The organism is Halopseudomonas sp. 4NH20-0008, assembly GCF_057548395.1.
This window is the reverse complement of sequence record NZ_BAAJMD010000011.1, coordinates 92,264-113,239: the sequence shown is the minus strand read 5'-3', so window position 1 is coordinate 113,239 and position 20,976 is coordinate 92,264. Positions and strand designations below refer to the sequence as shown.

At 57.5% G+C, this 20,976-nt stretch carries 19 protein-coding genes; 6 read left to right on the top strand and 13 right to left on the bottom strand.

What is annotated here, in order from left to right; genetic code table 11:
* Window positions 1-4: 4 nt before the first annotated feature.
* The 7 genes from sufT to AC27HQ_RS12290 all read right to left on the bottom strand — a co-directional run bounded on the left by sufT (window position 5) and on the right by AC27HQ_RS12290 (window position 6,295).
* Window positions 5-538 carry a putative Fe-S cluster assembly protein SufT gene (sufT, locus tag AC27HQ_RS12320; RefSeq protein ID WP_487156468.1) on the bottom strand — a complete coding sequence of 178 codons (534 nt, stop codon included), beginning with the start codon at window positions 536-538 and terminating at the stop codon, window positions 5-7.
* 9 nt (window positions 539-547) lie between these two features.
* Window positions 548-904, bottom strand: a complete 357-nt coding sequence (locus AC27HQ_RS12315) for a HesB/IscA family protein (protein ID WP_487156467.1) — start codon at window positions 902-904, stop codon at window positions 548-550.
* Between the two features lie 10 nt (window positions 905-914).
* Window positions 915-2,162, bottom strand: coding sequence for an aminotransferase class V-fold PLP-dependent enzyme (locus AC27HQ_RS12310; protein WP_487156466.1), 1,248 nt, complete (start codon window positions 2,160-2,162; stop codon window positions 915-917).
* Window positions 2,155-3,456 (bottom strand): Fe-S cluster assembly protein SufD, encoded by a 1,302-nt coding sequence (gene sufD, locus AC27HQ_RS12305; RefSeq protein WP_487156465.1) that lies wholly within the window; start codon window positions 3,454-3,456, stop codon window positions 2,155-2,157. The genes AC27HQ_RS12310 and sufD overlap by 8 nt, the downstream gene beginning before the upstream one ends.
* 2 nt (window positions 3,457-3,458) lie before the next feature.
* On the bottom strand, window positions 3,459-4,208 hold the full coding sequence (gene sufC, locus AC27HQ_RS12300; protein WP_487156464.1) for a Fe-S cluster assembly ATPase SufC: 750 nt from the start codon (window positions 4,206-4,208) through the stop codon (window positions 3,459-3,461).
* A gap of 50 nt (window positions 4,209-4,258) precedes the next feature.
* A complete protein-coding gene (gene sufB / locus AC27HQ_RS12295) occupies window positions 4,259-5,695 on the bottom strand; it encodes a Fe-S cluster assembly protein SufB (protein WP_487156463.1) in 1,437 nt (478 codons plus the stop codon).
* A 120-nt stretch (window positions 5,696-5,815) separates the two neighbouring features.
* The gene (locus AC27HQ_RS12290; RefSeq protein WP_487156462.1) at window positions 5,816-6,295 is read right to left on the bottom strand and encodes an Rrf2 family transcriptional regulator; all 480 of its coding nucleotides are present in this window, start codon (window positions 6,293-6,295) and stop codon (window positions 5,816-5,818) included.
* A 377-nt stretch (window positions 6,296-6,672) separates the two neighbouring features.
* Between AC27HQ_RS12290 and AC27HQ_RS12285 the strand changes: the two genes are divergently transcribed.
* Window positions 6,673-8,109: an aldehyde dehydrogenase family protein gene (locus AC27HQ_RS12285; RefSeq protein WP_487156461.1), complete on the top strand. Its 1,437-nt coding sequence runs from the start codon at window positions 6,673-6,675 to the stop codon at window positions 8,107-8,109.
* Window positions 8,110-8,447: 338 nt separating this feature from the next.
* Here AC27HQ_RS12285 and AC27HQ_RS12280 read toward each other — a convergent pair whose 3' ends face one another.
* From AC27HQ_RS12280 to AC27HQ_RS12255, 6 genes are all read right to left on the bottom strand, one after another.
* Entirely contained in the window at window positions 8,448-9,872 is a 1,425-nt protein-coding gene (locus AC27HQ_RS12280; RefSeq protein WP_487156460.1) for an NAD(P)(+) transhydrogenase (Re/Si-specific) subunit beta, read from the bottom strand.
* A 3-nt stretch (window positions 9,873-9,875) separates the two neighbouring features.
* Window positions 9,876-10,214, bottom strand: coding sequence for an NAD(P) transhydrogenase subunit alpha part 2 (locus tag AC27HQ_RS12275; protein WP_487156459.1), 339 nt, complete (start codon window positions 10,212-10,214; stop codon window positions 9,876-9,878).
* A 2-nt stretch (window positions 10,215-10,216) separates the two neighbouring features.
* Window positions 10,217-11,344, bottom strand: coding sequence for an NAD(P) transhydrogenase subunit alpha (locus tag AC27HQ_RS12270; RefSeq protein ID WP_487156458.1), 1,128 nt, complete (start codon window positions 11,342-11,344; stop codon window positions 10,217-10,219).
* Window positions 11,345-11,419: 75 nt separating this feature from the next.
* The gene (locus AC27HQ_RS12265; RefSeq protein WP_487156457.1) at window positions 11,420-12,244 is read right to left on the bottom strand and encodes a metal-dependent hydrolase; all 825 of its coding nucleotides are present in this window, start codon (window positions 12,242-12,244) and stop codon (window positions 11,420-11,422) included.
* A 210-nt stretch (window positions 12,245-12,454) separates the two neighbouring features.
* Entirely contained in the window at window positions 12,455-13,840 is a 1,386-nt protein-coding gene (gene cysS / locus AC27HQ_RS12260) for a cysteine--tRNA ligase (RefSeq protein WP_487156456.1), read from the bottom strand.
* The gene (locus AC27HQ_RS12255) at window positions 13,840-15,504 is read right to left on the bottom strand and encodes a glutamine--tRNA ligase/YqeY domain fusion protein (RefSeq protein ID WP_487156455.1); all 1,665 of its coding nucleotides are present in this window, start codon (window positions 15,502-15,504) and stop codon (window positions 13,840-13,842) included. The genes cysS and AC27HQ_RS12255 overlap by 1 nt, the downstream gene beginning before the upstream one ends.
* Before the next feature lie 164 nt (window positions 15,505-15,668).
* Here AC27HQ_RS12255 and AC27HQ_RS12250 point away from each other — a divergent pair, with 164 nt between their 5' ends.
* The 5 genes from AC27HQ_RS12250 to AC27HQ_RS12230 all read left to right on the top strand — a co-directional run bounded on the left by AC27HQ_RS12250 (window position 15,669) and on the right by AC27HQ_RS12230 (window position 20,976).
* On the top strand, window positions 15,669-16,163 hold the full coding sequence (locus tag AC27HQ_RS12250) for a peptidylprolyl isomerase (RefSeq protein ID WP_487156454.1): 495 nt from the start codon (window positions 15,669-15,671) through the stop codon (window positions 16,161-16,163).
* Between the two features lie 9 nt (window positions 16,164-16,172).
* Window positions 16,173-16,895: a UDP-2,3-diacylglucosamine diphosphatase gene (locus AC27HQ_RS12245; protein WP_487156453.1), complete on the top strand. Its 723-nt coding sequence runs from the start codon at window positions 16,173-16,175 to the stop codon at window positions 16,893-16,895.
* Between the two features lie 282 nt (window positions 16,896-17,177).
* Window positions 17,178-19,283 carry a type VI secretion system Vgr family protein gene (locus AC27HQ_RS12240; RefSeq protein WP_487156452.1) on the top strand — a complete coding sequence of 702 codons (2,106 nt, stop codon included), beginning with the start codon at window positions 17,178-17,180 and terminating at the stop codon, window positions 19,281-19,283.
* Window positions 19,280-20,140, top strand: a complete 861-nt coding sequence (locus tag AC27HQ_RS12235) for a DUF4123 domain-containing protein (RefSeq protein ID WP_487156451.1) — start codon at window positions 19,280-19,282, stop codon at window positions 20,138-20,140. The genes AC27HQ_RS12240 and AC27HQ_RS12235 overlap by 4 nt, the downstream gene beginning before the upstream one ends.
* Window positions 20,137-20,976 (top strand): hypothetical protein, encoded by an 840-nt coding sequence (locus tag AC27HQ_RS12230; RefSeq protein ID WP_487156450.1) that lies wholly within the window; start codon window positions 20,137-20,139, stop codon window positions 20,974-20,976. The genes AC27HQ_RS12235 and AC27HQ_RS12230 overlap by 4 nt, the downstream gene beginning before the upstream one ends.

Here is a 20,976-nt window from a genome sequence, read left to right as displayed (position 1 = left end):
TCAGTCAAAAAAACAGGCCGGTTTCGAGCTGAGCTTCTTCGCTCATCATCTCGCGGCTCCAGGGCGGATCGAATACCAAATCAACCTTGACCGTCTCGACATTCGGCACACGACGCACGCGGTATTCAACATCACCAACCAGCACCGGACCCATACCACAGCCAGGTGCGGTCAATGTCATGCTGATGTCCACGCGCTTGGCGGCCTGGTCGACCGCAACGCTGTAGATCAACCCCAGATTAACCAGATCGACGGGAATCTCCGGGTCAAACACGGTGCGCAGGGCATCCCACACCTGCTCGACGTGAATCTGGTCATCCGTAGGCTCGGGGAAGCTCAGGATTTCCGGCTCAAGACCCAGGCTGGCGGCGTCAGTACCGTCTACCCGCACCATCTGGCCATGGTAGGTCACCGTATAGTTACCGCCCAAGGATTGGGTAATGGTTACAAAGGTGTCCTTGGGGATAGTCAGCGGCGTACCATCCGGAACCCGGCGCGCAGGACAATCGGCCTGGGCTACCACCATACGTCTTTCCATTTCTGCGCCTTAATTGATACTGAAACTTTCGCCGCAACCGCACTGGTCTTTGACGTTGGGATTGATAAAGCGGATCTGGCGGTTGATGCCTTCCTTGACCAGATCAATTTCGGTGCCGGACAAGACCTGCAGACTGTCACGATCAACCAGCAGTTCAACCTGCTCATCCAGACGGAAATGCAGGTCAGTATCTACGCCCTGCTCGACCATATCGATGACATACATAAAGCCGGTGCACCCGCTCTTTTTTACGCTAAGGCGAACCGACTTGCCTGGCTGCGAGCCGAGCTGCCGACGGAAATGCTCCAGCGCTGCCGGGGTCACACTGACGACCTGGTTACCGGGGTCGAAGGATTCAACACTCATGGTCTGACTCCTATAAAAACTGTCGAACCTTTTCCAAGGCTTCAAACAAGCGGTCTACGTCCGCAAAAGTATTGTAGATACTGAAACTGGCCCGGACGGTACCGGGAATGCCGTACTGATCCATGATGGGTTGGGCACAATGGTTGCCCGTTCGCACAGCGACGCCCTGCTGATCCAGTAGCATGCCGACATCATGCGGGTGCGCACCCTCCAGCAGAAAGCTCAGCACGGCAGCCTTGTGCGACGCGGTGCCTACCAGGGTCAGACCGGGAACCGCTTTGGCTTTCTCCATGGCATAGGCAAGCAATGCCTGTTCGTGCTCGGCGGCAGCCTGCCGATCCAGCCCGTTGACGTAGTCTACCGCCGCACCCAGGGCGATAACCCCGGCGATATCCGGCGTCCCCGCCTCAAACTTGTAGGGCAACTGATTATAAGTAGTGCCGGCAAAGCTCACGGTTTCGATCATTTCACCGCCGCCCTGATAGGGGGGCATGGCTTCCAGCAGTTCAGCCTTGCCGAACAGCACACCCAGTCCGGTCGGACCAAACAGCTTGTGCGCGGAAAATACATAAAAATCGCAATCCAGCGCCTGCACATCCACCGGCCAGTGACCAATTGCCTGGGCACCATCTATCAAACACAAGGCACCCGCCGCATGGGCCAGACGTACAATCTGCTCGACCGGATTAATGGTTCCCAACGCATTGGAGACGTGCCCGCAGGCGACCATTTTTACCCGCTCATCCAGCATGCTTTCCAGCGCAGCCAGATCCAGTGTGCCGGCGGCATCAACCGGAATGGCTTCAACATGGGCGCCGCGTTCGGCCGCAATCATCTGCCAGGGGACAATATTGGCATGATGCTCCATGGCCGAAACCAGTATCCGATCGCCCGCTTTGAGCGTGCTGCGCCCCCAGCTGTTGGCGACCAGGTTGATGCTTTCCGTCGTACCCTTGGTCCAGATGATCTGGCGTGCCTCAGGTGCATTGATAAAGGCGGCAACGCGGGACCGCGCAGCTTCGAACTTTTGCGTTGCCCGGTCAGCCAGGGCATGGGCACCACGGTGCACGTTGCTGTTGTCCTGGCTGTAATAATCAACAATCGCCTGAATCACTGCCTGCGGCTTTTGTGTAGTCGCGGCATTGTCCAAATACACCAGCGGGTGGCCATTGACCTGCTGGTGCAGAATCGGAAAGTCTGCCCTGATCAGCTCTGGATCAAAGCGGACCTGGCTTGGCTTGTTTGCCAACTCATTCATGGTTGAGTGTTTCCAGCTCTGGCGCACGGCCAAACAGACTGGCCAGACGCGGGCGAAGGTAGTCTTGAACCGCTACTTCAGGCACTTCGTTGAGCAGCTCGTTGATAAAGCCAAAGCTCAGCATGCTGACGGAATCAGCCTTTGATACACCGCGGCTCTGTAAATAGAACAGCGAGGTCTCATCCAGCTGACTGATGGTCGCACCATGGGCGCAACGCACATCGTCGGCATAAATTTCCAGTTCCGGCTTGGTATTGATCTCGGCGGTACGCGAGGTCAGCAGGTTCTTGTTGCTGAGTTGTGCCAGGGTTTTCTGCGCCTGCGGATGAATATGAATACGACCGTTGAACACCGCTTTGGCAGAATCACCGACGATGCCACGAAACACCTCATTGGTGGTGCAGTGCGGCACGCAATGCTCGACATTGGTGTGGTAGTCGATCAACTGGCTGTTACGTGGCAGATAGACGCCGTGCAGCTCCAGATGCGCGCCCTGACCGCGATGATTGACCTGATAATCAATGCGTTTCAGGCGACTGCCCATGGCCAGGGTAAAACCCTGAAAACGGCTATCGCGGTCCAGATTGACGTGCACACCGCCCACATGCAGCAGGTTTTCCTGCTCCAGATTGATACGGTAGTGCTGGCAGGATGCATTGGCGCCCACCACCACTTCGGTCAGAGCGTTGATAAAGCCGTTCTGCTGTGCCTCTGAGGAAATATAATGCTCAATGATTTCGGCTTCGCTGCCCTCCTCCAGCACCACCAGCAAACGCTGACTGGAAACAGTCGGCTCGGCACCGGGCGTGGCCAGATTAACGATATACAACGGCTTGGCCAGACGCTGACCCTTAGCCAAATGCAGCAATACGCCGTCTGCGGTCCAGGCATTGCTCAAGGCTGCAAACAAATGCCGCTTGGCGTCCACAACCTGACCCAGATGCGCGTTGATCACCGCCTGTTGCGCTGCATCGGCGTTAACAAAACGCACCATCTCGGCCGGCAACGGGCTGGAATCAGTCGGGCTGAAATGACCGTTGATAAAGACCAGACGTGTGGCATCCAGCTCGATCAGCTCAATACCGTCCAGTGCCTGACGGACCTGTGCCGACCACTGAGCCGGGCAGTCGCTCTGCAGCGGTTGCAAGGGTGTGTATTTCCACATCTCGGTCTTGCGTGTGGGCCAGGCCGCTGCAGACCAGTCGTCAGCACCCTGCTTGCGCAACGTATTCAGCCAGGCAGGCGACTGCTGCTGGCCCGCCAGCTGCAATGCCTGTTGTTGAAAATCACTCATGCTCAAGCCACCTCGCCTTCGAGCCAGCCGTAGCCCTTGGCTTCCAGCTCCAGAGCCAGACTCTTGTCACCTGACTTGACGATCCGGCCACCGGCCAGAACATGCACGTAATCCGGCACGATGTAATCCAGCAGACGCTGATAGTGGGTCACCACCAGGAAGCTGCGCTGACCGTCACGCATGGCATTGACGCCATCGGCCACTACCTGAAGCGCATCGATATCCAGACCGGAGTCGGTTTCATCAAGAATGCACAGCGACGGTTCAAGCAGCATCATCTGCATGATTTCGTTGCGTTTCTTTTCGCCACCGGAGAAGCCTTCATTGACGCCACGCTTGAGAAAGCTGGCATCCAGATTGACGCGCTTGCTGGTTTCGCGCGCCAGCTTCATGAAGTCGACCGAGGACAGTTCAGGCAAACCATGATGCTTTCGCTTGGCATCCAGGGAGACCTTGAGGAACTCCATGTTGCTCACGCCGGGGATTTCAACCGGATACTGAAATGCCAGAAACAGACCTTCGCGGGCGCGCTCTTCGGTATCCATGGCCAACAGGTCCTGGCCCTTGAACAGAATACTGCCTGCGGTGGCTTCATAACCAGGGCGGCCGGAGAGAACATTACCCAGGGTGCTTTTACCCGAACCGTTAGGGCCCATGATCGCATGCACCTCACCCGGTTTGACCTCGATATTCAGTCCCTTGAGGATGTCTTTCTCTTCAACTTTAGCGCACAACCCTTTGATAGATAACATATTCAACGCCTGATAACTGTATGAAATAGGGGGATTGGTCTGTGTTCGGGTTAACCCACCGAACCTTCCAGACTGACTTCCAGCAATTTGCCCGCTTCAACGGCAAACTCCATCGGCAACTCCTTGAACACCTCGCGGCAGAAGCCGTTGACGATCATCGAGACCGCCTTTTCAGCGTCCAGGCCGCGTTGCTGACAAAGAAACATCTGATCGTCACTGACCTTGGAGGTAGTGGCCTCGTGCTCGATCACCGCGCTTGGGTTCTTGCTCTCGATATAGGGGAAGGTATGCGCGCCACAGCGGTCGCCAATCAGCAAGGAGTCACACTGGGTATAGTTACGCGCACCATCGGCACCCGGGTTGATTCGCACCAGTCCGCGGTAGGCACTGTCGCTACGGCCAGCAGAAATACCCTTGGCAATGATGGTTGAGCGGGTGTTCTTGCCCAGGTGGATCATCTTGGTGCCGGTGTCGGCCTGCTGAAAGTTGTTGGTCAGCGCTACCGAATAGAATTCGCCGACGCTGTTGTCACCCTTGAGAATGCAGCTGGGGTATTTCCAGGTCACCGCCGAGCCGGTTTCGACCTGAGTCCAGGAGATCTTCGAGTTGGTATGGGCAATCCCGCGCTTGGTCACGAAATTATAGATGCCACCCTTGCCCTCGGCGTTGCCCGGATACCAGTTCTGTACCGTGGAATACTTGATTTGCGCACCATCCAGTGCCACAAGCTCTACCACCGCCGCGTGCAGCTGGTTTTCATCGCGCATGGGCGCCGTGCAGCCTTCAAGGTAACTGACGTAGGAGCCTTCATCGGCGATGATCAGCGTACGCTCGAACTGCCCGGTGTTCATTTCATTGATGCGGAAATAAGTCGACAACTCCATCGGGCAACGCACACCCTTGGGGATATACACAAAGGAACCGTCGGAAAAGACCGCACAGTTAAGGGCGGCATAGTAATTGTCTTTCTGCGGCACCACGCTGCCGAGGTACTTCTGCACCAGCTCAGGGCAGCGGTGAACGGCCTCGCTGATCGGGCAGAAGATCACTCCAGCCTCTTCCAGCTTGGCGCGGAAGGTGGTCACAACCGAGACCGAATCAAACACCGCATCCACGGCTACACCAGCGAGCATTTCCTGTTCATGCAGGGGAATGCCGAGCTTTTCATAGGTCGCGATCAGCTCAGGGTCGACTTCGTCGAGGCTCTTGGGCTTGTCGGCCATGCTCTTGGGTGAGGAGTAGTAGGATACCGCCTGAAAGTCGATTTCCGGATAATGCACATGGGCCCAGGTCGGCTCTTCCATTTCCTGCCAGGCTTTATAGGCCTTCAGACGCCATTCAAGCAGCCAGGCAGGCTCGCCCTTCTTCTCGGAAATAAAGCGAATCACATCCTCATTCAAGCCCGGCGGCAGAGTATCGGACTCGATTGCCGAATGAAAACCAGCGGCATAGTCTTGTTTGATAAGACTCTCGACCTGTTCAGTCACGGTATCACCTCAATCTGTCAGCGACACATCGGTGCTTCGCTGAGCGTATTTTTCAGGCTGACGACAAGCTGGACAGAGCCCAGGGGACAGTCGTCTGAATCGGATGGCTCTGTGGCCACTTCAGATAATGCGTTCCAGCTCTTTGGTCAGACTACCGGCACAACCGGTTTTGTCCTGACGGGAACGGACGCGTTGGATATCTTCTCGGGAAACCAGATCAGCCAGACTGATCTCGCTCAAGAATTGATGCAGTCGGTTACTCAAATCGGACCACAAGTGGTGAGTAAGACACACCTCGCCCGATTGACAGTCACCCTTGCCGAGGCACCGGGTCGCGTCCATGGAGTCATTCACTGCCTCGACTATCTGCGCCACGTTGATAGCCTGCGCACCGCCCGACAGGCGATAACCGCCGCCTGGACCACGTACGCTTTCAACCAGACGGCAGCGCCGCAACTTGGCAAACAGCTGTTCAAGATAGGAAATCGATACCCCTTGGCGCAGCGATATATCAGCCAAGGTGATCGGTCCCTGATCTTCATGCAGTGCCAGATCAAGCATCGCGGTTACCGCATAGCGACCTTTGGTGGTCAGACGCATAGGCAATTCCAAACCCGTTGAACGTGGTCGCAACTATGCAATATCCAAGCATTTCAGTCAAGTATTAGCCAGAGACCTGGAATCCTGCGGCGGCATTATAAAGGCATTTAACCGCGGCCTGAACACAGCACCTCAATATGCCCAGTTACAAATAAGGCAAGCGCTTCAAACAGGTCATGTCGACAGTTAAAACCCGACCTACCCTCGTCGGCTTTGCTGTCGCCCGCGCACGTCTGTCGTCACGCTGTCGATATCATCGAGAGCCATGCCGAAGCATAAACAGTATGGAGATAAATCATAAAATGGCTGATAAACAGGCACAGGGAGTGCTATCGTTTGACAAATTTGCGAACAGTACAACAAGGAGCTAGTCGATAATGAGTCACCACAAGCAATTCTATATTAACGGCCAATGGGTTCAGCCCAAGGGCACTCAAAGCATGGACGTGATCAACCCGGCCACCGAAGAGGCTGTTGCGACCATCGCCCTCGGTAACGCAGAGGATGTTGATCTGGCGGTTGCCGCCGCCCGCAACGCCTTTGAAAGCTACTCGCAAACCAGTCGTGAAGAGCGTATTGCTCTGCTCGAGCGCATTCTTGGCGTATTCAAGAAGCGTATGGGTGAAGTCGCGGAAGCCATTACCGCAGAGATGGGTGCACCGGACAAACTCTCGCAAATGGCCCAGGCCCCTTCCGGTCTCGGACACTTTGCAGCAGCACTGCATGCCCTGAAGAACTATGAATTTGAAGAGCAGATCGGTACCACTCAGGTAGTCAAGGAGCCGATCGGCGTTTGTGGTCTGATCACCCCCTGGAACTGGCCGATGAACCAGCTGACCTGCAAGGTTGCACCGGCGCTGGCTACCGGCTGCACCATGGTGCTCAAACCTTCCGAGGTTGCACCTTTGTCTGCCCTGCTGCTGGCTGAGATTCTTGATGAGGCGGGTGTACCTGCCGGCGTATTCAACCTGGTCAACGGTGACGGCCCCACCGTCGGTGCTGCCATGTCCGCCCACCCCGGCATCGACATGATGTCCTTCACCGGCTCCACCGGTGCCGGTCGTCAGGTCATGACCAACAGTGCCGGCACCATCAAGCGCGTGGCGCTTGAACTGGGTGGCAAGTCCGCCAACATCCTGCTGGACGATGTCAACTTCGAGAAGATGGTCGGCCATGCTGTCCTGACCTGCATGAACAACACTGGCCAATCCTGTAATGCACCCACTCGTCTGTTGGTTCCGGCCAGCCGCATGGACGAGGTCGCTGCCATCGCGGCAGCTGTGATCACCAAGGTCAAGGCCGGCGATCCCAAGGCCGCTGATACGGTCAACGGCCCTGTGGTATCCAAAGCCCAGTGGCTGAAGATTCAGGATCTGATCCAGAAAGGTATTGATGAGGGCGCCACCCTGCTGGCCGGTGGTACGGGTCTGCCGGAGGGTCTGAGCAAGGGCTACTACGTCAAGCCGACCATTTTTACCCATGTAAAGAACGACATGACCATCGCCCGTGAGGAAATCTTTGGTCCGGTACTGTCGATCATCGCCTACACCGATGAAGACGACGCCGTACGCATTGCCAACGATACCGTCTACGGTCTGTCCGGCTATGTATCCTCCTCCGATCTCGAGCGCGCCCGCAAGGTTGCCCGCCGTATCCGTACCGGCATGGTGCACCTGAACGGCGCCCAGCTGGACAACAACGCGCCCTTCGGTGGCTACAAGCAGTCCGGTATCGGCCGAGAGTGGGGCCATCATGGCTTCGAGGACTTCCTCGAAATCAAGTCGATCTTCGGTTATCACCCGAAGCAAGCTTGACCGCTAGCGGCAAGCTTTAAGCTTCAAGCAGCAAGTAAAGCAAAGCCCCGGCCCTGTGCCGGGGCTTTTGCTTTTGAGACTGAAGCTTGAAGCTTGAAGCTGAAAGTATCTCTTTTCCTGGGAAGGTCGAGTTCCATCTCGACCAAGTGCGTCGACCGCAGCACCTTCGGCCGAGATGGAACTCGGCCACTCCCAAAAAACCAGATCCATGGCATGCCTTGGCAAGATAACAACAAAAAAACGGCAAGGGACAAGCTTCAAGCTGCAAGAGAACCCTGACTCAACACCGGGTTTTTGGGTTTAACTTGCCGCTGGAAGCTTGCAGCTGGGTTAGCGGGCTAGCCCAGTGATTTGACCGCTTCTATCATCTGCGCCATGACCTTCTGCGCGTCGCCATAAACCATCGAGGTGTTATCCGCGTAGAACAGCTCATTTTCCACGCCGGAATAGCCCTTGCCCTGCCCGCGTTTGACCACATAGGCCTGCCGGGCCATGTCAACGTTGAGAATCGGCATGCCGTAGATGGGGCTGGATTTGCGCGTGCGTGCGGCCGGATTGACCACATCATTGGCACCCAGCACGATGGCTACGTCCGTCTGGGCAAAGTCTTCGTTGATATCTTCCAGGTCATAGATGATGTCGTAAGGCACACCGGCCTCGGCCAACAGTACGTTCATATGCCCTGGCATGCGGCCTGCCACCGGGTGAATGGCAAAACGCACATCGACACCCTGCTTCTGCAAAAGCTTCACAAATTCATAGAGCTTGTGCTGGGCCTGAGCGACCGCCAGGCCGTAACCGGGGACGATAATGACCTTGCCGGCGTAAAACATGCTGATCGCCGCATCCGAGGCCTCGGCTGATTTCATGCTGCCTTCAATCTCGCTGTCGCCTTCGTCTCCCGACTCACCGAACTGGCTGAAGATCACGTTGGATACTGGGCGGTTCATGGCCTTGGCCATCATCAGGGTCAACAGCGTGCCGGCTGAACCGACCACAGTACCGGCAATGATCATCGCCGGGTTCTGCAGCACAAAACCCTCGAAGGCCACAGCCAGACCGGTAAAGGCGTTGTACAGGGAAATCACCACCGGCATGTCGGCACCGCCAATCGGCGTAGTCAGCATCACCCCGAGGGCCAATGACAGCAGGAAAAACACGGCAATCAGCAGCATCGGCACGTCAGCGCCGGTCAAACCGGCGGTGGTAATGGCAGCCCCCGTGGCCAGCGCCGCGCAAAACAGGCTGGCATTGATCAACTGCTGGGCTGGCAGCCTGATGGTCTTGTTCATCCGGCCATCCAGCTTGGCCCAGGCAATCAATGAACCGGACAAGGCGACTGCGCCAATCAGCCCGCCCAGCACAGCCAACACGGTCACGACCAGACCATGGTGCTGGGCATTCCCGGAAAACAGTTCAATCGCGGCAATAGCTGCCGCTGCGCCGCCACCCATGCCGTTATACAGCGCCACCATTTGCGGCATGTCGGTCATGGCTACGGTCTTGCCGCTATACCAGGCCCAGCCTACCCCCAGCCCCAGGGCCAGAAGCACCAGACCAATGTTGACAGGTAGGTGGTCCTGCGCCCGCTCACTCACATCAAAACCGTAGAGAAAGGCCACCACCACCGCCAGCGCCATACCCCAGCCGGCGAGGACAATACCCGAGCGCGCGGTAACCGGACTGGCCATGCGCTTGAGACCGTAGACAAAGAGCACCGCAGCAATAAAGTAAGCCGCGTCAATGATCAGAGAGATATCCATGGGCTATTCCTTGTCTGCTTGACTGTCTTTGCCCGGGGCGGGCCGCCGGTCACTGCCCTTGAACATCTCGAGCATGCGTTCGGTCACCACATAGCCACCCGCCGCATTGCCGGCACCCAGCAGCACACCAAAAAAGCCGATGGCCTGCTCCAGTGGCGTGGCGGCATTCAGCAATGCCCACATGGCGCCGACCACGACGATGCCATGGATAAAGTTGGAACCGGACATCAACGGGGTATGCAGAATAGCCGGCACCCGACCAATGATTTCATAGCCGGTAAAGGCCGCTAGCATGAAGATGTACAGGGCCACAAAGCCGGTAATGGTAGTTGTCGCGTCCATGGTTATTCCCCGCTCGATTCGGCTGCTTCGCGGGCAACCTTGTGCTTGATTTCACCGGCATGGGTCAGTACCGCCCCGGCCAGAATCTCGTCTTCCCAATCGATGCTCAGCTCACCGTCCTTGACCATCAGACCGACCAGACTCAGCAGGTTGCGGGCGTAGAGTTCGGAGGCGTGTTCGGCCAGATGACTGGGAATGTTCAGCGGTGCAACAATGATCGCCGGACCGACTTCCACCGTATCCCCCGGCTGCGTCAGCGGCGTGTTGCCGCCCCCTTCCGCGGCAAGGTCAATAATGACCGAGCCGGGCTTCATACCCATGATCTGTTCCTTGCTGATGATCTTCGGGCTCGGGCGTCCGGGAATCGACGCTGTGGTAATTACCGCATCGGCCTGCTGGATATGCCGGGTCAGCACTGTGGCAACCTTGGCCTGCTCTTCTTCGGTCAACTCCCGAGCGTAGCCGCCCAGTCCGCTGGCTGAGACGCCGGTATCGACAAAGCGCCCGCCGACCGATTCCACCTGCTCCTTGACCTCGGGCCGCACGTCATAGCCTTCGACCATGGCGCCCAGCCGCTTGGCCGTCGCCAGTGCCTGCAACCCAGCCACACCGGCGCCCATCACCAGAATCTTGGCCGGACGTAAAGAGCCGACGGCTGTGGTCATCATCGGCAAAATACGGTTGAGATTGGTGGCCGCCAGCAAGGCGGCGTAATAACCCGCCAGAGCCGCCTGGGAAGACAGCGCATCCATGGCTTGGGCCCGGGTAATACGCGGTACCAGCTCCATGGCAAAGCAGGTGATCTGATGATCACGCAGCGCACGCACAATCGGCAGTTCACGGTGGGCATAGACAAAGCAGCAGAGCACGGTGCCCGGCTTCATCGCTTCTATTTCAGCGATGGAGGGCGGCTGGACGCGAAAGATCAGATCGACCCCGCTTGGCGGTTTATCTGCAGTGACGCCGACATCGGTATACAGCGCATCGGGTAAGCGCGCCGCATCACCGGCTCCGGGTTGCAGATAGATATCAATGCCGAGCTTGGCAAGTTTGGGAACAACGGCAGGAACGAGGGCTACGCGCTTTTCATGCAGGCGCGTTTCCGTTGGAACGAACAGGGTGACTGACATGGCGCATCCTTGGTTTTTGTTATATCCACAGCTTAGACCATGGACATATCAACACACCAAGGACGCGCAAGCAAATCAGGCTGGCTGCGCTTCAAACTCCTCCGCCACCTGGTTCATCAGGGCGCCATTGTCATGCTGCCAGGGATGGAAATCCGCGTTGAAATAGTCACGGTAATCGCGCATCAGGTGACTGAAAAAGCCGCCCGGCCCCCACAGCCAGAGCATGCCCCGCCACCAGCTCTTGAGGGTCAACGCGCCATCCTTGCGCATCATGTACAGCGTGCCCTTGGTCACATCCTTGAGAAAAAAGAAGGTCGCCTGGCGCATGGCCCGTCGCAGGATCTTGCGGTCACCGCATACCTGCATGTACACATCAAAGGCGACGGCCTTGTGCTCGGTTTCTTCAAGGGCATGCCAGCGCCAGATCTTCTGCATTTCCGGGATGGCACCGGCAATCCACTTGGGATCACTGAGCATGGCGTTGGCGAGAATGGCGGTGAAGTGCTCCATGGCTACCGTGCCGGCCAGTTGACGCTCGGGGCCAAAGTGTTTCTGCACAAAGCGGATGCGCTTTCTGACCGGCACTTCGAGCTGGTCGATATCGTAGCCCAGATCGCGCAGACGGTTGTTGTACTCGATATGCTCGCGGCTGTGATGACCTTCCTGGCCGATAAAGCCACGAATCTGTTCCTTCAGCGCCGGGTCGGTAATCTGGTCGCGGTAATGTCTGACCGAATCGATGAAAAAACGCTCACCATCAGGAAATAATACCGACATGGCGTTGAAAAAGTGGCTCTTGAACGGATCGTTGCTGTGCCAGTAGCGTGGTAGAGGGTCAGGCAAGGCAAAGTCCATGCGTCGGGGCCGAATGATGAGATTGGCGGGGGTCAGGCTGGTCATGAAGACTCCTTGGGCATACCGAGCAGGCGTTTTAATTATTATCAATACCAACCAATATAGCCCCGTCCAGAACTGGACGACAGGTCCCATGCAGCCAATTAACAGGTCATAACTGGCCAGATCTGAAGATAAAAAACAGGCGCACGTCGAGCTGCAACCCGTCAGAGGCTGACGGGTTGCAGTATTTCAGGGCAGGCATCTGAGCCGTGTTTAATCAACCAGGCGCCAGGTGGTACCGCCCTTGCCATCTTCCAGCACCACTCCCATGGCTGTGAGCTGATCACGGATGCGGTCAGACTCGCCCCAGTTTTTCTCGGCACGGGCTTGCAGACGGGCCTGGATCAGCGCATCCACCTCGGCTGCATCAACCCGCCCTACTGCGCCAGCCTGCAGGAACTGCTCAGGCTCCAGTTGCAGCACCCCCAGGCTTTCTGCCAACTGTTTGAGTCGGGCAGCCAGCGCCGCAGCGGCATGCAGATCGGACTCCTTCAGACGATTGATCTCGCGCACCATGTCGAACAGCACGGCGCAGGCTTCAGGCGTATTGAAATCGTCGTCCATGGCCGCGCCAAAGCGCTCGACAAAGGCTTCACCGCCAGCAGGCGTCGCTTCAGGCAGCCCTTTGAGCGCATGGTAGAAACGCTCAAGTGCCCCCTTGGACTCCTTCAGGTTGTCCTCGGAATAATTGATCGCACTGCGGTAATGGCTGGCAACCAGCAGATAGCGCACGACCTCCGGCTGGTATTTCTCCAGCACGTCACGAATGGTAAAGAAATTGCCCAGCGACTTGGACATTTTCTCGCCATCAACCCGTACCGCACCGGCATGCATCCAGGCCATGGCATAGGGTTTGTCATTGGCCGCCTCGCTCTGGGCAATCTCGTTCTCGTGGTGCGGGAACACCAGATCCGGACCACCGCCGTGGATATCGAAGGTTTCACCCAGGCAGCAGTTGGACATCACCGAGCACTCGATATGCCAGCCTGGACGACCCTCACCCCAGGGCGATGACCAGCTTGGTTCACCGGGCTTGACGCCCTTCCACAGGACAAAATCCAGCGGGTCTTCCTTGGCCTCATCGACTTCGATGCGCGCGCCAATTTTCAGGTCCTCAATCTTGCGACGGGACAACTTGCCGTAGCCGACAAACTTGGCCACGCGGTAATACACGTCGCCGTTGCCCGGCGCGTAGGCATAACCCTTGTCGATCAGCGTCTGGATCATGGCATGCATGCCCGGCACATGATCACTGGCCTTGGGCTCCATATCCGGACGCAACACGTTGAGCCGCGCTTCATCTTCGTGCATGGCAGCGATCATCCGACCGGTCAGGTCGAGAAAACCCTCGCCGTTCTCATTGGCGCGGCGAATGATCTTGTCGTCAATATCCGTGATATTGCGCACATAGGTCAGCTTGAAACCGCGAAACCGCATCCACCGAGCCACAACGTCAAAGGCCACCATGACCCGGGCGTGGCCAATATGGCAGTAGTCGTATACGGTCATGCCGCAGACATACAAGCGCACGTGATTATCTTCCAGCGGCACCAGTGGCGCTTTGGTCTTGCTCAGGGTGCTGTAGATCTCCAATGCCATTATTGCCCCCAGGAATCACGCAGGGTGACGGTGCGGTTGAAGACCAGATGGTCTGGACTGGAATCCTTCATATCCACACAGAAATAGCCTTCGCGCTCAAACTGGAAGCGCTCCTCCGCAGCGGCCTGGGCCAGCGAGGGTTCGGCGCGGCAACCGGTCAGGGTAACCAGCGACTCCGGATTGATATTGTCCAGAAAACTGCCGCCGTCCTCGTCCTTCTCCGGGTTGGCCGAGCGGAACAGGCGATCGTATAGTCGCACTTCACAGGGCACGCTCTCGGCCGCTGGCACCCAGTGAATCACGCCCTTGACCTTGCGACCTTCGGGGTTCTTGCCCAGGGTGTTCTCGTCGTAGCTGCAGCGCAGTTCGATGATGTTGCCATCCGCATCCTTGATTGCTTCATCGGCGCGGATCACATAACTGCCACGCAGGCGCACTTCGCCACCGGGAATCAGACGCTTGAAGCCGGCCGGGGGGACTTCCTCAAAGTCGCTGGCATCAATGTAGATTTCACGACTGAAGGGCAATACGCGTACACCCATATCCTGCTTGGGATGGCGTGGCAGCTCGAGCTGTTCGATCTGGCCTTCGGGGTAATTGGTGATCACCACCTTGAGCGGCTTGAGCACGCACATGGCGCGCGCGGCATTGGCATCCAGGTCTTCACGGATGGCAAATTCCAGCATGCCGATATCCACCACACCACCCGCCCGATTGACCCCGATCATATCGCAGAAATGCCGGATAGACGCTGGCGTGTAGCCGCGGCGTCGGAACCCGGACAGCGTCGACATGCGCGGGTCATCCCAGCCGCTGACATGCTTCTCATCGACCAGTTGCTTGAGCTTGCGCTTGCTGGTGATGGTGTAGTTCAGGTTAAGGCGAGCAAATTCGTACTGACGTGGCTGTGCCGGTACTGGCAGATTGGCCAGGAACCACTCATACAACGGCCGGTGGTCCTCGAACTCCAGGGTACAGATCGAGTGGGTAATGCCCTCAATGGCATCCGACTGGCCATGTGTGAAGTCGTAGCTGGGGTAGATACACCACTTGTCACCGGTCTGGTGATGATGGGCATGCCGAATACGATACAGAATCGGGTCGCGCAGGTTGATGTTGGGCGCGGCCATATCTATTTTAGCTCGCAGCGCACGCACGCCATCGGCAAACTCACCGGCCTTCATGCGCGCAAACAGGTCCAGGTTCTCGGCCACCGAGCGCTCACGGAACGGACTGTTCTTGCCTGGTTCAGTCAGGCTGCCGCGGTATTCACGGGCCTGCTCTGGCGACAGATCACAGACATAGGCCTTGCCCGTCTCGATCAGATTAACAGCCCAGTCATGCAGTTGATCAAAGTAGTCCGATGCATAGTGCTCGGCACCCCACTCGAAACCCAGCCAGCGCACATCGCTCTTGATCGCGTCGATATATTCCTGATCTTCCTTGGCCGGATTGGTGTCATCAAAACGCAGATTGCACTGGCCGCCAAACTCCCGGGCCAGACCAAAGTTCAGGCAGATCGACTTGGCATGCCCGATATGCAGGTAGCCGTTCGGCTCCGGCGGGAAACGGGTGACTATCCTGTCGTGCTTGCCGCTTTCAAGGTCGCCCTGAACGATCGGACGGAGAAAATTGGCTGCCGCGGTGCTTTCCGGTTTGTTCATAGAATTTGCTGGACTCATTGCTGGTGACGCCTGCGCGGTCACGGATTATGGCTAGGCCATGATGGCCAAAGCGCTTATCATACCGCAAAGTGTCAAGCGTCTGAACGCGCACAAAGTCACATCGCTGTATTCATTTACCCTTTTACGCCCGAGGATTGCCCACAATGGTCAAACTGCATACCAACCACGGTGTCATTACCCTGGAACTGTTCGCCGACAAGGCACCGGAAACCGTTGAGAACTTCAAGCAGTATGTCCGCGATGGACACTATGACAACACCATCTTTCACCGCGTGATTTCCAACTTCATGGTTCAGGGCGGCGGCTTCGAGCCCGGCATGAAGCAAAAGGAAACCCGCGACCCGATCAAAAACGAAGCCAACAACGGCCTGAACAACAGGATCGGCACCGTCGCCATGGCCCGCACCATGGAGCCGCATTCCGCCAGCGCACAATTCTTTATCAACGTGGCCGACAACAGCTTTCTCGATCACAGCGCCCCCACCGTTCAGGGCTGGGGCTATGCCGTTTTCGCTCAGGTAGTAGAAGGCATGGATGTGGTCAACAAGATCAAGGCCGTGAAAACCACAATGCGCGCCGGTCACCAGGACGTTCCCGCTGATGATGTGATCATCGAACGTGCTGAACTGACCGAGTAACGCCCGGCAATGCGCTATCTGCTGCTCTCCGATCTGCATCTGGAAGCCGAACGCCCGGATATCACCCGGGCGTTTCTGCGCTGCCTTGATGAACGCGCCGCCAAGGCGGATGAAGTCTATATCCTCGGTGATTTTTTCGAGGTCTGGCTCGGCGATGATGATCCCAGCCCGCTCGCTGATCAGGTCACCGCCGCCCTCGCCCGCCTTGCCGATGCCGGCGTACGGGTGTTCATCATGCATGGCAATCGCGACTTTCTGCTGGGCAAGGCCTTCTGCCGTGCTGCGCGCTGCCAGTTGCTGAGCGATCCCTGTGTGCGCCAGTTCAATGGTGAATCCGTACTGCTGATGCATGGCGACAGCCTGTGCACCGACGATCTTGGTTATATGAAGATGCGGCGCTGGCTGCGCAACCCGGTGAGCCTGTTCATTCTGCGCAATCTGTCGCTCAAACGGCGTCGGGCCATAGGCCGCAAGCTGCGCAGCGAAAGCCAGGCGCAAACCCGGCAAAAGCCCAGTGATATTACCGATGTCAACCTGGGTCAGGTCGCCCAAGTCATGCATAAACATCAGGTGCGCTGCCTGATCCACGGTCACACCCACAGGCCCGCCACCCACGCCCTGATGCTCAACGGCCAACCCGCCGAGCGCATCGTACTGGGGGATTGGGACAAGGCCGGCTGGGTACTTGAGATTGATGAGCACGGCAAACGCCTCGAACAATTCCCGCTCTGACCTTCTGGGGCTATTCGCGCCACGCACCGAGCAGTCAACCAAGTCTGCTCGCCCACCCCGCAGCAGCACTGCATGGCAACATCACCACTAAGTGCGCAACTTCTTGCGCACTTAGCTCGTTGAATACAAAAGGATTTTCCTGCTGATCAATGGCCAAGTGCCTGCCGGTTTTGTCTACCCGCGCACATTTTTTACCACGCATTTCTGCGATAATCGGGCGCCTGTATCCATACAGGTCTGCAGACCACTCTGCATGTCGCTTACCCGATCAAGGAAGATAGGATGTTCGCCCCAGCCAATCAGGCCGACTTCACCCTCGCTATCCCCGGCATCAGCCACGACTTCAAGGTGCTGTCCTTCGACGGCGTCGAGCAGATCAGCCAGCCTTACCGCTTCGAACTGGTACTGGTCAGCGAACGCCCGGATCTGGATATCGAAACCCTGTTGCAGCAACCGGCCTTTCTCAGCTTTGCCGGGCAGGACAAGGGTATCCATGGCCTGATTCACCGCGTCGCCCAGGGCGATGCCGGCAAACGCCTGACCCGTTATCACCTGCGCCTGGTGCCGCACCTGTTCTATCTGGGCTTGCGCACCAACCAACGTATTTTCCAGCACCTGAGCGTGCCCGAAATCATTGCCCAGGTCCTCGGCGACCATGGCATGCAGTCCGATGCCTACCGCTTTCAACTCAACAGCGAGTACGCGCCACGGGACTATTGCACCCAGTACGACGAGACCGACCTGCACTTTGTACAGAGATTGTGCGAAGAGGAAGGTATTCACTACCACTTTGAACACACAACCGATAACCACCTGCTGGTGTTTGGCGATGACCAGACCAGCTTCCCGCGTCTGGAAAGACCCACCGCCTACAGTCAGGACAACGGCCTGGTCGCCGATGAACAGGTGATCAAACGCTTTGCCCTGCGCATGGAGACCCGGCCTAGCCGCGTGACTCGCCGCGACTACGACTTTGAAAAGCCGCATCTGTTAATGGAGGCCGCCCACCAGGCCGAGCAGCCCATTGAGGGGGAAGAGCCACCACCGCCGCTGCCGGACCTGGAAGACTACGACTACCCCGGCCTCTTTAGCGAACGCGCCCGCGGCAAACACCTGGCCAAGCGCACCCTGGAGCGCCATCGCAGCGACTACCGCCTGGCCGAAGGCAAGAGCGATGTCCCCAGCCTGATCAGCGGCCACTTCCTGACCCTGTCCGAACACCCCAGAGCCGACTGGAACGACCTGTGGCTGATCACCGGCATCCGCCACGAGGGCAAACAGCCCCAGGTGCTGGAAGAGTCGGTTACCAGTGACGTCAGACCGGAAGATGGCTTTACCCAGGGCTACCGCAACCAGTTCACCGCCACGCCCTGGGATGTGCCGTTCAGACCACAACTGAACCACCCCAAGCCCAAGGCCCTCGGCAGCCAGACCGCCGTGGTCACAGGCCCCGCTGGCGAAGAAATCCACTGCGACCAATACGGCCGCATCAAGGTGCAGTTCCACTGGGACCGTGAAGGTCAGGCCGATGAGCAGACCAGTTGCTGGTTGCGTGTCTCATCCAGCTGGGCCGGTAATCAATACGGCGGTATCGCCATCCCGCGCATCGGTATGGAAGTGCTGATCACTTTCCTCGAAGGCGACCCGGATCAACCGCTGGTTACCGGCTGCCTGTACCACAAGGGCCATCCCACACCCTACGAGCTACCGGCACACAAGACCCGCAGCGTATTCAAGACCCTGAGTAGCGCCCCCGGTGGCGGCGGTGATGGTTACAACGAACTGCGGATTGAAGACAAGCAAGGCGAAGAGCAGATCTACCTGCACGCCCAGCGCGACTGGGACGAGAACATCGAGCACGATCAGAAGATCCGCGTCGGCAACGAACGCCATGACCGCGTCGAAGCCAACAGCTACTCGGAATTCATGGCCGAGGAACACCACACCACCCACGGTGAGCGCAAAACCGAGATCAAGGCCAATGATCATCTGACCGTGGGCACCAGTCAGCACGTCAAACTGGGTACCGGTCAGTTCATCGAGGCGGGCAACGAAATTCACTACTACGCCGGCGACAAAGTAGTGATCGACGCAGGCATGGAACTCACAGCCAAAGGCGGCGGTTCCTTCCTCAAGCTCGACCCCAGCGGCGTAACCCTGAGCGGACCCAATATCAGGATCAATTCGGGGGGCAGTGCCGGGCGGGGTTCGGGACTGGATATTGTGCTGCCGCTACTGGCCGGCATGGCTGACAGTGCTCAGGCTGGCGCCATAACAACCCCAGTGCTGGCCAATGCCCAAAGCAATCTGGCGCGACTGGCGCGCAGCATGGGCGCCAGTCGCTGCCCTATCTGTGAAGCCTGCATGGAAGGAGTCTGCCCGGTATGAGCGCACATTCACCCATCGAGCCACAGCAGTGGATTGCCGACCAGAAAGCCTATGGACGGCAGATTTTTCTGATCATCGACCGGCTGGCAGAACCAGATCCGATAACGCAGCTTTTCGGCCTGGACCTCATGCAGGAGTACATCAATCTCTACGCTGGCACAGACTACAACGAGCTGAAAGACATGGGTCCCTGGCTGATCAAGATACCCGAACACAGCACCCAGGCACTTAGCGGCCTGCTGGATGCCCCAGAGCCGCTTTGGGGCTGGTTGGCCAGTGCTGACCAGCTTGATCTGGCTGGTCTTGCCACGCATTGGCGCGAGCGCATGGTGATTGTCGAAGCAAACAAGAAAGCCCTGTATCGCTTTCAGGACAACCGGGTAATCAGTCACCAATTGACCCATCTTTCAGCAGAACAGCGGCCGCTCCTGCTGGGGCCGCTGCACAACCTGTTGTGCTGGCACCAAGACCAATGGAACACATGGGTTAATCCTGCTCCCGCCCCGCACCCTGAACCCATCAACAGGCCCTGGCTGGACATACCCGAACCTGACGACACCGCACAGGCAATCCGTTTGCATAACCTGCAACAATGGCTGTGGCAAGAGCACCCGACAGCGGCTACCCAACTGGCAACACGTGAGCCGCTCAAAAACTGGCTGCAACGCCAACTGCAAACAGCCCAGGACTGGGGCTGGAATAACACGGAACAACTGCATTTTCTGCTGCAACACCAGTTGAATAGCCAGGTAGCCAACCAACCATTCTGGGTCAAACAAACCGGCGAAACACCCACAGCCCATTATCAGCGCTGCCGAAACGCGCTGGCCAACACCCCCTCCCGGAGTACTCCATGAAGCTGCCCATACTGCTGTGCCTGAGCACCCTTACCCTCACCGCCTGCAGCTTTGCCGGGCATATGGCCAAGGAAGGTGTGTTGTCACTGACCGAGCGCAGTGGGCGTGAGCATTTCACGCTGGCGGGTAGTCTGCCTGCCAACTTTGAGTTGATGGCCTCGGCCCAATATCAGGTGCTGGATGCAGAGAAATGCCAGGTTCGTGATTTTAGCTCAAGTGGCACCTCTACTCGCACTATGGTCATCCAGCAAAGCACCGAGCTAAACAATCACCCCCACGACTTCAGCCTGAACATCCCCCTGACCCACCATGTTGGCTTATGTCACTCAGAACTGTATCGGGTGGCGCTTTATGTTACGGGGCACTATGGCGAAGAGAGCTGGAAACAAGACAGGCATGGCGGCGGCATTCCAGTCGTTGATACACGACCGACGCATGCCCCCAGCTTCGCCAGCGACGGCACTATGCTACTTCGGGGTATGTGCACTTGGATGTTTAAGTTAAGCACCGCCTACTCACGTAAGGGACAGGTAAGCAAACTACTCCACTGCTCACAGCCAGACGAAAACTGGTCGCAGGATTATGATCTATCCAAACGCAGAGGCCTTGGCGTGACCCTTGGCCGTGATGAGCTGGCGGGTAAAACCGTTATATTGGAGATTCGTGAAGATCCGCAGGAAGAACCCTCAATGCACAGGCGTTGGATTGAGACCCCAACAGGCTGGAAGCCTTGCCAGGGCACAGAGCAATCCGACCGCTGCCAAGAGCCACCCATTTTCAAGACCTTTCAAATGAACGGGCAAGAATGCACTGTCTACCCCAACTGTACGGAGTAA

Bases quoted from the DNA above. Each gene is read 5' to 3' on its own strand.
- sufT (WP_487156468.1), bottom strand. From the start codon at position 538: ATGGAAAGACGTATGGTGGTAGCCCAGGCCGATTGTCCTGCGCGCCGG.
- AC27HQ_RS12315 (WP_487156467.1), bottom strand. From the start codon at position 904: ATGAGTGTTGAATCCTTCGACCCCGGTAACCAGGTCGTCAGTGTGACC.
- AC27HQ_RS12310 (WP_487156466.1), bottom strand. From the start codon at position 2,162: ATGAATGAGTTGGCAAACAAGCCAAGCCAGGTCCGCTTTGATCCAGAG.
- sufD (WP_487156465.1), bottom strand. From the start codon at position 3,456: ATGAGTGATTTTCAACAACAGGCATTGCAGCTGGCGGGCCAGCAGCAG.
- sufC (WP_487156464.1), bottom strand. From the start codon at position 4,208: ATGTTATCTATCAAAGGGTTGTGCGCTAAAGTTGAAGAGAAAGACATC.
- AC27HQ_RS12290 (WP_487156462.1), bottom strand. From the start codon at position 6,295: ATGCGTCTGACCACCAAAGGTCGCTATGCGGTAACCGCGATGCTTGAT.
- AC27HQ_RS12285 (WP_487156461.1), top strand. From the start codon at position 6,673: ATGAGTCACCACAAGCAATTCTATATTAACGGCCAATGGGTTCAGCCC.
- AC27HQ_RS12280 (WP_487156460.1), bottom strand. From the start codon at position 9,872: ATGGATATCTCTCTGATCATTGACGCGGCTTACTTTATTGCTGCGGTG.
- AC27HQ_RS12275 (WP_487156459.1), bottom strand. From the start codon at position 10,214: ATGGACGCGACAACTACCATTACCGGCTTTGTGGCCCTGTACATCTTC.
- AC27HQ_RS12270 (WP_487156458.1), bottom strand. From the start codon at position 11,344: ATGTCAGTCACCCTGTTCGTTCCAACGGAAACGCGCCTGCATGAAAAG.
- AC27HQ_RS12265 (WP_487156457.1), bottom strand. From the start codon at position 12,244: ATGACCAGCCTGACCCCCGCCAATCTCATCATTCGGCCCCGACGCATG.
- cysS (WP_487156456.1), bottom strand. From the start codon at position 13,840: ATGGCATTGGAGATCTACAGCACCCTGAGCAAGACCAAAGCGCCACTG.
- AC27HQ_RS12255 (WP_487156455.1), bottom strand. From the start codon at position 15,504: ATGAACAAACCGGAAAGCACCGCGGCAGCCAATTTTCTCCGTCCGATC.
- AC27HQ_RS12250 (WP_487156454.1), top strand. From the start codon at position 15,669: ATGGTCAAACTGCATACCAACCACGGTGTCATTACCCTGGAACTGTTC.
- AC27HQ_RS12245 (WP_487156453.1), top strand. From the start codon at position 16,173: ATGCGCTATCTGCTGCTCTCCGATCTGCATCTGGAAGCCGAACGCCCG.
- AC27HQ_RS12240 (WP_487156452.1), top strand. From the start codon at position 17,178: ATGTTCGCCCCAGCCAATCAGGCCGACTTCACCCTCGCTATCCCCGGC.
- AC27HQ_RS12235 (WP_487156451.1), top strand. From the start codon at position 19,280: ATGAGCGCACATTCACCCATCGAGCCACAGCAGTGGATTGCCGACCAG.
- AC27HQ_RS12230 (WP_487156450.1), top strand. From the start codon at position 20,137: ATGAAGCTGCCCATACTGCTGTGCCTGAGCACCCTTACCCTCACCGCC.